Source organism: Microbacterium luticellae (assembly GCF_050408645.1).
In the GTDB taxonomy this organism is placed as follows: Bacteria; Actinomycetota; Actinomycetes; order Actinomycetales; family Microbacteriaceae; genus Microbacterium.
Genome location: NZ_JBNTKE010000005.1, coordinates 133,752 through 143,645 on the forward strand (window position 1 = coordinate 133,752; position 9,894 = coordinate 143,645).

At 55.7% G+C, this 9,894-nt stretch carries 11 protein-coding genes; all 11 read right to left on the reverse strand.

The features are described 5' to 3' along the window. Positions 1–44: 44 nt before the first annotated feature. The 11 genes from ACQUSW_RS12400 to ACQUSW_RS12450 all read right to left on the reverse strand — a co-directional run bounded on the left by ACQUSW_RS12400 (position 45) and on the right by ACQUSW_RS12450 (position 9,514). Entirely contained in the window at positions 45–1,607 is a 1,563-nt protein-coding gene (locus tag ACQUSW_RS12400) for an SCO6880 family protein (protein ID WP_428932613.1), read from the reverse strand. A 16-nt stretch (positions 1,608–1,623) separates the two neighbouring features. Continuing rightward, positions 1,624–2,697, reverse strand: coding sequence for a hypothetical protein (locus ACQUSW_RS12405; protein WP_428932614.1), 1,074 nt, complete (start codon positions 2,695–2,697; stop codon positions 1,624–1,626). 18 nt (positions 2,698–2,715) lie between these two features. Further along, on the reverse strand, positions 2,716–3,018 hold the full coding sequence (locus ACQUSW_RS12410; RefSeq protein WP_428932615.1) for a hypothetical protein: 303 nt from the start codon (positions 3,016–3,018) through the stop codon (positions 2,716–2,718). Further along, positions 3,008–3,169, reverse strand: coding sequence for a hypothetical protein (locus ACQUSW_RS12415; RefSeq protein WP_428932616.1), 162 nt, complete (start codon positions 3,167–3,169; stop codon positions 3,008–3,010). Before ACQUSW_RS12415 ends, ACQUSW_RS12410 begins: the two co-directional genes overlap by 11 nt. Continuing rightward, a complete protein-coding gene (locus ACQUSW_RS12420) occupies positions 3,166–3,873 on the reverse strand; it encodes a hypothetical protein (RefSeq protein WP_428932617.1) in 708 nt (235 codons plus the stop codon). The genes ACQUSW_RS12415 and ACQUSW_RS12420 overlap by 4 nt, the downstream gene beginning before the upstream one ends. A gap of 65 nt (positions 3,874–3,938) precedes the next feature. Further along, positions 3,939–5,159 (reverse strand): M23 family metallopeptidase, encoded by a 1,221-nt coding sequence (locus tag ACQUSW_RS12425; RefSeq protein WP_428932618.1) that lies wholly within the window; start codon positions 5,157–5,159, stop codon positions 3,939–3,941. A gap of 15 nt (positions 5,160–5,174) precedes the next feature. Further along, positions 5,175–6,563, reverse strand: a complete 1,389-nt coding sequence (locus ACQUSW_RS12430) for a MinD/ParA family ATP-binding protein (protein ID WP_428932619.1) — start codon at positions 6,561–6,563, stop codon at positions 5,175–5,177. Positions 6,564–6,646: 83 nt separating this feature from the next. Next, positions 6,647–7,369, reverse strand: a complete 723-nt coding sequence (locus ACQUSW_RS12435) for an RNA polymerase sigma factor (protein WP_428932620.1) — start codon at positions 7,367–7,369, stop codon at positions 6,647–6,649. A gap of 26 nt (positions 7,370–7,395) precedes the next feature. Beyond that, positions 7,396–8,481 (reverse strand): helix-turn-helix domain-containing protein, encoded by a 1,086-nt coding sequence (locus ACQUSW_RS12440; protein WP_428932621.1) that lies wholly within the window; start codon positions 8,479–8,481, stop codon positions 7,396–7,398. Then, positions 8,478–8,732: a hypothetical protein gene (locus ACQUSW_RS12445; protein WP_428932622.1), complete on the reverse strand. Its 255-nt coding sequence runs from the start codon at positions 8,730–8,732 to the stop codon at positions 8,478–8,480. Before ACQUSW_RS12445 ends, ACQUSW_RS12440 begins: the two co-directional genes overlap by 4 nt. Further along, positions 8,729–9,514, reverse strand: a complete 786-nt coding sequence (locus ACQUSW_RS12450) for a DUF2637 domain-containing protein (RefSeq protein WP_428932623.1) — start codon at positions 9,512–9,514, stop codon at positions 8,729–8,731. The genes ACQUSW_RS12445 and ACQUSW_RS12450 overlap by 4 nt, the downstream gene beginning before the upstream one ends. Between the last annotated feature and the right edge of the window lie 380 nt (positions 9,515–9,894).

Consider the following 9,894-nt stretch of genomic DNA (forward strand, 5'->3'; position numbering starts at 1 on the left):
TGCCCGGGATTCCTCGGGCCGATGATGAGAAACGATTAAACGGTTCATTTCTTCCTTCTCCCGCTTCGCGTAGGGATAGGTAGCACCGAGGTCACAAGGCTGGCCCATTGCTGGTTGTACAGCACAGACATACGAACTCCACAGCCGAAACCTGCTTGTTCAAGGGCGCTTCTGTCGCGGTCGAGCGCACTAACAGATTCCCCAGAGATTGTTAAGAATCCGCGAAAACGCTCATCAGTGAATCCGTCGCTGAGATCCTTCTCACGCTCCAGGAGGTTGTTTCTTTCTTGTTCATGATGAATCCCGGTACGAGCGCCCCATGTTTCGCGCACTCGATCTGCCGTATTCATGTCGATTTGAGCGTTGTTCAATTCTTTGAGTGCAACGTCTAATGGCACTGGTTTAAATTGAATCGTTAGGCAACGCGTCGAGTCGCCAGCGTAGAGCAATTTCTGCAGGAAACCGGTCGATACTGCGGTACGTGGCCATTCGTGAATCCAGAGGGTTTGATGAACAGATTCATCGAATTCAATTCGGTCACGATGTTCCTGCCCGTCCATCACCGGCGGCCTGGTGCGTAGTTCTCGTTTCGAGGTACCAAGATGTTCGCGTCGTCGCGCGGCACTGATGGGATCAAGCCCGGTTGATGTCATCCCTTCAAGTTCTTCTGCGTCTAACCACGCGTCGAACTTCACGTATAGGTCGTCCAGGGACTGCTTGAGCAGTTCGACTTGGTCTGCAATGACCGCGCTGATGCCGAGAAGGCCGCCGCCGGAGCGGCGGATCGCCGAACTCAGCTCGGCAAGATCAAAGCTCAGAGTGATGGTGTTGGTGAATTCCATCGAACGGTTGGCTTCTTGCGCAATGAGCGTTGCGTACTCGCGCTGGACTTCCTCCGAAATCGTCGTTTCTCGCACCTCATCGCGAGACGCGACATAATCGGCGAGTTCTGTTGCCGCGGCGCGATCGACGCGTACGCGCATTGTGACCTCGTGCAATCCAGCGAGCGATTCTGTACTCGATAGCCATCCGGCAAATTTGTGATAGATCTGTTCCTTCACACCTTCGTCGCGCAGCGGCCACGCTGAGGAGATCACGCGGACAGAGGCAGAAACGAGTTGTTCTCGTTTGTTCAAGACGAAGCCGCCACGGGAAGGAATATTGACATATGCGATGTCTCCTAGGCCTCCCGGCAACGTCTCGTGCTTTACCACTTCGGGGATCGGGATCAACTCGCCGGTAGTACCGGTGGGAATCGGTTTTGTCGTAATCCGCCACCACACGCTCCGCTGAAACTTAGTCTGTCCTTGCATTGCGCGGAGTAAGTAGGAAATTGACTGGGCGATCAGTGTGATGACCGGAATCCCTCGGTGCATCCATATTCCGACGACGATCACACCGACGAGCATAAATATAAAAGCAGCAGCGCGGTCGTACCCTGCAGTGATCGCCAGGAAGAGTATGCCCGCTAGCGCACTGCCTGACACAACCAGTTGCGCTCCTGTACGTCCCATGAAGACGCCGCGCCGTTCTCGCTGCGTAAATCTCACTCTCGCCGGTGATGCACTAGCCCAAACGTCCTGTTGGACTGTCTCTGTCATGGTCATGAGCTATCTCCCTCATCTATCGACGGAATGTGTTGATGACGTTGCCTACCGCATTTTTCGTTGCAGCGATGGGGTGGGCGAAAACTTGTACTGCGTTTCGAGAGAAGTTCTTAACCTGGTTGATGCGTCCGGCACCGCGCGAGGTCTGGGGTCGGCTAGCCATAGCACCACCAAATTCGTTACCGGCGAACTCAAACATCTTGACTACCCAGAAGGGAGCAAGTCCGCATACGAAGAGAAACAACACTGCGATAGTGATCTCCACGAAGGTGTTTCCTGTGGTCTCGCCGAGTACTGCGAGTAGGAGAGACACGATTCCGACGGTGATTGGTTTCGCAAGCAGTAATCCTGTGACCAGACCGATCCATTTTTCGGCCCATGCAGTGAGTCGACCCTGGCCGATCATCATGAGCGCGATCGGGGCGAGAGCAGCGAGGATCAATAGGCCATGATTTCGGACGATCATGCCGCACATCAAGACGAAGGATGCAAGCAACACCAGCACGACAACAAACAGGAGAAGAAGTAGCCCACCAGCAGACTTCGCCAGAATCGCTTGGTTCATAGCACCTGCCGCCCAGGTGTTGTCTCCGAATGCTTTCCCTGGGTTTTCACTGAGTCCTAAAACCGAGATGAATGCTTTCCCAATGCCACCATCCGCTGTTGATCGGATGACGATCATTGATGCTTCATCGACAGCTGTTGTGAGACGTGCCATGAATGCCACAGCGAACGACGCGAGCGGGATTCCCAATGCCGCACCCAAGGCCGCCTGGAAGATGCGTTCTTTGTTTGCCATAATCGCGCCCAGGGCGATCTGGTACAGCATGACAATCAGTACGAAAATGGATGTGGCAGCAGCCCATTTTCCCCACTCGGTGAACGCTACTCCCCACTGGGCGTCACTAATCGTCTGGTCAAATGCGTTGACGATGGTGTCTCCGGCGAAGTTGCCCATTTCTACGATTGCTTGGACCAGGAAGCGCGCCGCGCTTTCGACGCCGTAGCACGCCATGTCACCGAAGCCGCAACCAAATTTGATCTCAGGAATCTCAACGCCTGGCGGTGCGTCTGCTGCAAAAGTACTCATCGTGTTGCTTCCGTCTCGTTATAGCGTCAGGTTTGCGCCGAAGTCGACAATGGCACCAGCGCCAGCACCGATCATGGCGGCGATAAGAGACAGACCAAGGGTCCAGAGTCCGGCCACATGCAGGCGATTTGATTGGGAAGTTTTGCCGAAGATCAGGAGAAGTGCTGCTGTGAGCACACCAATTCCAGCGGCTACGAGGACGATCGCCCATAATCCGTTGTAAAGAGACAATGCCGCATTTAAGCCGAGAAAATCCCAATCTGGGATCGGGTTAGGCAGCTCGTTTGCTGGCACGAAGAAGGTGGTCAGCTTAGTCATCATTGGTTTTTCTTTCGTTAGCGGGGGTATCCGTCTCACCGGGCTGACGGAGACGGTTGGAGACAAAAAGTGCTTTTATGAACACGCCAAAAGCCGCAATGGTAAGTAGAAGCAGAACACTGCCACCGGTTTGGAGCAGCACGATCAGGTTCATGAGCTAGGTCTCACGTAGTAATCGCTGGGAGAGAATTCGACATAAATGTTGGACTCGAAATTGGGGTCCCAGTTCTTGATGTAGCGATCATCGACGTAGTTACTCATCCGTAAGTCGAGGACACTCGCGCCGTATGGCACGTAGTACGCAACCGCGTAAGTCCGGCTTTCTCCGATGGGAATCTCTTCAGGGAGATCCGCATTATCGAGTAGGGTGAGTCCACGTTCTTGCGCCACCCGCTGAGCGTCCGACGGGATAACCACTGGGGCATCTGCGTAAGGTTCCGCGTTCAAGTGAGCACCGTCGAGGAAAACTGGGCTCAAACCGATTTCCGGCAGGATCACAAAGTCGGTGTCATTCCAGACATGCTTGGTAGCTGTGAACACCAACCGCAGCATGATTACGTCGGTTCCTGCGGGGTATCGCTCCGGCTCGTCCTCCGTAATACCGAGTTTGCAACCGCATCCGTCTTCGGCTGGATATCGCAACTCCTCAAAAATCGTCAGGTCAATGCCATAGGTGGAGTCAGTTGCTAATGGCTCAGCAGCACCTGGTCGTGCCGTTGGATGATCCTCAGGAACGGGAGTGAATGAGATTGTGGGTTCGCTCTCAGCGGTTGCGGTGGCGGCGCACCCAGCCATACCGAAAACTCCGGTGAGTGCGAACACTGCTACCGATACGACGAGTCGTCGCGTTCGAATCATTGTTGAGCCTTCCGTCTAGTAGAACTTGTAGGGGTATACAGAAACTGACGATCACTTCGTAAAGCTCATCGGCCTTCGTCCGTTGTGTAGCTGCACTGATCAGGTGGGCAAAGGTCGATGCCAAACCATGCCATGTACTCGTTCGGATGTACCCAGTCCTCTGGTCCGCCTTCGAGCTCGGAGCGAGCAAGCTTCGGCCATACACCGAGTTGCTCGTTTGGCGGTACAAGTCCGTTTGTCGAGATTCGAAGGTCCAGGTGTTCGGCATATCCGAAGGCCCCTCCAACTCGACCAATAGGCTGGCCCACTTCGACTTCCTCACCATGTGTGACGAGAACATCTTCGGGGTACATGTGCAGGTACATCACGTCGAACCCAGATTCAGGGTCTGTAATCGATAGTCCATTGGCTGCCCCGCCAATAGACGACACGACTCCTGGACGTATGGCGTACACAACCGCACCGGGAATCCCCTCACCGTTGAAATCCCAGGCTGGGTGCCACGACGACTCGTTTGCCGCTTCAGGAGTGCGAGCTCCATAGCCGCTAACAATGTTGTAAGGAGGGGTCAGCGGCAGCCCTGAACATTCTGATGAGTCCAGAAGGCTGTCGGTCATCGCTTGAGCGTCTCCGTCGGTGTACCAGCGCTGATAGTCACTAGCACGTTCATTGTTTTGTGCGCGATGTGCAGCTTCCCAAGGATCCAGTTCTTGCCAGTCTTCGACTTCTTCAAGGCGGTCTAGAAAGTTGTTAGTCGCCCATGCCGGGGTCATACGCTGCTGCTGAGTACCGTGCTCTGGTCCTATCTGGAACACACCGATGGTGTCTTCGCGCAGAGTATCGCCGTGATCGATGTTCCGCAGAGCGGATTCTTGCATGGCCGTCATCATTGTGGTGTAGGCAGCCTTATACGTCACTCCCCCACGTTTCAGCACGGCGTTCACGATTTCATATGCAATCTTGCGCTGTTCCAACGTCCAGCTCGCATTTGTGGTTTCGGTGCGGGCTGCATCGACTGGCTGGATGAGAACACATCCAGAAATTACTCCGGCTTCGTGAGGGTCGTGTTCTTGGCTTAGTCCAGAGACGCTGGCACCAAGGAAAATTGTTACGGCGATGACTGGAACGAAAATCAGTCCGAGCATTAAGACGGACAGTGCGCCGCCGAGAAAGTAAAGGTTGGTTCCGCCTTTTTTTGCGAGTTTGCGTGCTTGCGCACGACCGGCGGCCTTCGCAACCTTGGTCGCAGCTTTACCCGCGGCAGCAACAACGGCAGGAGCCGGCATTAATCCACCGTCCGATCAGTTCAAGCCATCCATGACTGCAGCTGTGGCTTCGAGCCATGCTTCTTGGCTCTCCGGGGTGAGCTTGTCGAAGTCGATCGTGTCGCCACGATCAAGTGCTGCATCGAATGGGACAGAGACGACCGCACGCGTGAGCTGGCCCATGTGATCGATGATGCGTTGTTCCAGCTCGGGGTAAGAGGTCAAACTCGATCGACCCATGATCGTGACTGCGTTATTGAGCTTGTCGCCGTGCCCTTGTTCGATGAGCGTATCCGCGACAGCAGCTAGTGTGCGCGCACTGTCTTCCTTTACGATCGTGGGCAAGATCAACACGTCTGCAGTCTCAACGGCCGTCTGCCAAGTCCCACTTCCTGGATTATTTCCCGTGTCGACGAGGATCAGGCGATAAAAGCGACGTAGTGCCGCGTGCATTTTACGGAAATCTTCGCCGTCGATCACGGCAGAGTTGCCAGCTAGTGACTGTGATGCGAGAACATCAAATTTGCTCTCCCCCTGCGGGCGGACAAAATTCACAAGGTCAGCACTGCTGCTTTGGTTTGTGAAGGAATCGATGACTTTAAGCAGGTCGTGGGCAGTGTGATCGTGGCTAGCTGCTTGCGCACGGATACCCATCGTTCCTTTGTACTCGTTTGCATCCCAAGCGAGTATGGTTCCACCACGCACGCGGCCGATGACCGAAGCGATCAACATCGTGGTGGTCGTCTTCCCTATGCCGCCCTTTAAGTTGATGATGGCAGCAGTTTTATGTCCCGGTAGACCTCGTTGCACAGATGCTTGGCGGGAGCGACGAAGCAACTCAACTTTGCTGGGTGCCACTCGAAGTTTTCCTCCTGTAGCGCGATTAAGTTGTCCACGCCATCCTTCGAGTGCTGGAGCTGGTGCAGCTTGTGGCCGCGATTCCGCGAAATCACGCGCAGTGAGCTGGCGCGTCTCCCTGCGCGTAGGTGCCTCGGTCACGGCCGATAGTGACGCCGAGGTCACCCGGAGTTTTTCGTCAGTGTTTGGAGTGGCCGGTGTACTCGAATCTGTGCCGCTAACTAGTCTCGCGTTAGTGGTCGCCGGTACCGGCTCAACTTTCGACGGCCTCCCCGTTAGGTTCGCCTGGCTGATTGCAGCCACGACATCAACGTTTCCTTCCGGATCGATCGAGATTTTGTTCGTTCCCGTCCGCGGGTCCGTTGCGAGAACTGTCACTGCGGTTGAGAGTGGTTGAGCGACTGCTGCAGCAATATGTGCAACAGCAGTCCGAGTAACCGCATTGAGACTGTCTGCTTTTAACTCAAGTTCTGCACCGTCGATCGTGACAGTTGCGGTGCCGTCCTCGCGCGCGATGACGCTAACCTCAGGGGCCGTTTTAGACATAATGGGGATTTCCTTCGCCATTGGATAAGTTCATTAAGAACTTGTGGCACAAGCGTGAAATTGACGAGCAACTGCCAGCAGTACGGGAACAACTGCATGCTGAGTCAAACGCTGGCGACAACCTCACTCATCCGCTTAATAAGTGCGCGAGTCCGCCGTACTGTGGCTTGCGAGAGCCGTAGCCGCTCAGCCGTCGCGTCCACATCGGTGTCCCAGAGCTCGAACACTTCCCTAAAACCACCTTCTGGCGGTAGACAGCGCTGGAGGACCACGGGAATGCCGTCATCACGTGCTTGCAAAGCAGCGCGAACTGTCTGTACCAACGCTGCGACACGGCTACGAGCCGCCCGCACGGTACTCGCCGGCACATCGAGGGCTTCGGCGACAACGGCGCTTGATCCGTCCGTCTCCGCAAACGCCAGCACCACTTGCCATTCGAACGTGGAGGCTGCGGCACTCACCACTGACACCCATTCGGCGACGTTCTGGTTCTCAACCAGAAACGCAAGCGGATCCCCCTGGACGCCCTTCGAAGCGTCCGACATGCTGTTCTCCACATAGTGATCCAAATTCGTGGTCAGCTGCCAGAGGCTCTTCCTGCGACTGACCGTCAATTTCACCGTCATTCTCACGATCCCGAACACAAAAGCACCAGGCTCTCCGCGTCTCGGATCGTATTGAGAAGCTCGGGTCAAAACCACTTCACGCGCAGCTTGCAACACATCATCCACCTCATGTGGAAGCACACGCGTACGGACGAACGTTTCCCAGCGGCCCACGAGCGCTGCCATCTCTCCCGGATGAACGACCAACGTATGACTCATCATCGAAACCATTTCCTTCGATCTGAGGGCTATGCAGCCGTCACACCGTCTGGTCGACCAGCGTCGTCATCTTTGGATTTCAACGCTCCGCACGACGGACAATAATCGTCACCGTCTGCCATCGACAGCCAACGATGGATACCCGAATCACATCTCGGGAGGAAGGACTCTGCTTCTGACACAAGTTGGTCCCAGTCGGATTGACCGCCTCGGGGCCACCGCCACCGCTCACGAATGATCGAGGTCGCTACGTAAGCCGATGGGCTGCCAATACGGGCCCCTGCACGAGATGCGATCACCTCTGTCGCTGCCGCTACGACATCGACGTCAGCGACATCGATACCCGCGTCTCGTAGGCGACCACGGATAGTTGCCAGATCAAGCGCCGGATGCACCTCGGTCAACCGTTTAGCCGTGGGAGATTCAGATTCCTCGTCCTCGACCGTGACGTGCTCAGAGACTGGTTCCTCGACGGAGGAGGATGAGTGGTTATTAGGGGTGGTTACTTTAGGAGGAAGGGGACGTACATGTCCCCTTCCTAAAGTGACACGGCTGTCCTCTTCGATCTCCGAATCTGCCGGATCTTCCCAAGGTGACACCGTGTCACCTTGGGAAGAATTCGAGGCTTCCAAGGCCGCAAGCCTGGCTCGGAGCCTCTCATTTTCAGCTTCCAGTTGCTCCACAGGCGACGGTTTTATTGATTGCTCTTCCTGCCCAGAAGTCGCGTCCGCACGCCAACTGGTAACTCGATGGGGATGGCTCTTCGCAACGTTGTTCAACGTCTCCTGCGTCACGGTGAGATCAAAAGTGATGATGTCTTTCCCGCGACGGTAACCAAGATTCTTCCGCTCGGTTGTAATGAGCCCCATTTCGCGAGCACGCTTTAGGTGCCGCTTCACCGTACGAGCCGTAATGTTGTCGCAATGGCCAGCAATCTTCTCAATCCCTGGATAGGCACTATTTGACTGGTCCACGAAGTTGGCGATTGTCTGGAGGATCGCTCGGCTTGTCGATGCAGCAGCCGCCGACCCGCGACCTGCTCCCCACATCACAGTCAAATCAAGCTCTGCAAGCCAAGCCATCACGGCATATGTTCCGTAACGCTTCCCGCTCATGATTCGTCCTCGATTACCGCTGGACCGATATGAGTGAGCAGGTCGCCCCATCCGCGTGCATAAAGCGCTGTGAGAGCCTTCTTAGTCGCCTCGGGGGTGGTGCCGACTTCTTTAGCCAGCTGACGCAATGTGATTGATTCGTCTTGGCAGTGCGAAGTCAACGCAACGTAAACGGCCTTCGACTGTGCCGACAGTGCCGGAGTGCGAGCCAAGTCAATCGGTATTATCGCGAAGCCGTTGAAAGTACTCACTGCGCGATCTCCAGCTTCTGCTCTTGTTCAAACAGTTCTGGATGTTCCTTGCGCAGTCTCTCGATCCGGCGACGACCAGTGCGATCTGACACGCCTTCTGACTGGACGAAGAGCTCAGGCGTGATCCTCTCGCCGCTGGCTACTACCTCCTGGAGCTGTTTAAGTGTCAGACTCCCAACGGTTGACTCAACCGCGTGTAGCCGACGCGCCGGACGTTGATCGGCTACCTGCGGTGTCGGTTCAATCTTTCTCGGTGTCGTTGTGGTTTGCTGCTGCACCGAGGGCACCGAACGCTGATCTTTTGCCGTAGTTTGTGTAGATCGCTCCGTCTTCGTAGGGCGCGTGGCACGTGTCTTCGTCTTTCCGGAGAGCATCAACATCATCAAGTGCGACGACACTAGAAGTGCAATCGCCGGAACACTTGCCCCCAACGCGGATACCCAAGCCGGGAACGTTGCAGTTGGACTGTCAATGGCGTGCGCAGCGTTGCCAAGCACCGATAGCGCGCCGAATACGCCCAATGCCGACCAGGGATACCACGTTGCTCGTGGTCCCCGTTTTTTCATGGTGAAAGCCGCCGCTGTCGCGATAACAATAAAGCCGTCGATCACCAAGGGGTAGATGAAAGCCAGGCTAGAAGCAATCGCAAATTCACGAATTGCAAGCTCCCGCAGCGCTGTAAATGAGAGAGTAAACCCGCCAATCGCCAAACCTGCGACGCCAAGGGCAGTCAGCACTGCAAGTGCCTTATTCTGTGGGCCTACTGTCAATAGATCGCTCATGACTGCACCTGCTCCCCGATGGCAGCAGATGCGGTGCTCGCTGAAGCTAGCGTGTCGAACCTTTGAAGCATCAGTGAACTTGCGTACACTAAGTAACACATTGATATGTCCTCTCTTGAGGACGCCTCACTCGGCCCGGCGCGTACCAAGCGCCGGGCCGAAGCTTTTTAGGCGGCCTCCTGCAGAGGAATCCACGTCTCTACCGACTCAGAGTCATCGCCCACGCGGGCACGTATCCCGGAGGTCGTAGGTTCAAATCCTGCCCCCGCAACCAAGTACAAGACTCCCGACCAGGAGAAATCCCGGTCGGGAGTCTTTTTTCGCCATGCCGGATGCTGCGGCGCCCGGGGCGCTTAGGCCGTGCCTGCGCCCCATTCGTC

Excerpts from the sequence above, each read along its gene's own strand:
- ACQUSW_RS12435 (WP_428932620.1), bottom strand. The coding sequence starts at position 7,369 with ATGATGAGTCATACGTTGGTCGTTCATCCGGGAGAGATGGCAGCGCTC.
- ACQUSW_RS12450 (WP_428932623.1), bottom strand. The coding sequence starts at position 9,514 with ATGAGCGATCTATTGACAGTAGGCCCACAGAATAAGGCACTTGCAGTG.
- ACQUSW_RS12430 (WP_428932619.1), bottom strand. The coding sequence starts at position 6,563 with ATGGCGAAGGAAATCCCCATTATGTCTAAAACGGCCCCTGAGGTTAGC.
- ACQUSW_RS12405 (WP_428932614.1), bottom strand. The coding sequence starts at position 2,697 with ATGAGTACTTTTGCAGCAGACGCACCGCCAGGCGTTGAGATTCCTGAG.
- ACQUSW_RS12440 (WP_428932621.1), bottom strand. The coding sequence starts at position 8,481 with ATGAGCGGGAAGCGTTACGGAACATATGCCGTGATGGCTTGGCTTGCA.
- ACQUSW_RS12415 (WP_428932616.1), bottom strand. The coding sequence starts at position 3,169 with ATGAACCTGATCGTGCTGCTCCAAACCGGTGGCAGTGTTCTGCTTCTA.
- ACQUSW_RS12420 (WP_428932617.1), bottom strand. The coding sequence starts at position 3,873 with ATGATTCGAACGCGACGACTCGTCGTATCGGTAGCAGTGTTCGCACTC.
- ACQUSW_RS12410 (WP_428932615.1), bottom strand. The coding sequence starts at position 3,018 with ATGATGACTAAGCTGACCACCTTCTTCGTGCCAGCAAACGAGCTGCCT.
- ACQUSW_RS12400 (WP_428932613.1), bottom strand. The coding sequence starts at position 1,607 with ATGACCATGACAGAGACAGTCCAACAGGACGTTTGGGCTAGTGCATCA.
- ACQUSW_RS12425 (WP_428932618.1), bottom strand. The coding sequence starts at position 5,159 with ATGCCGGCTCCTGCCGTTGTTGCTGCCGCGGGTAAAGCTGCGACCAAG.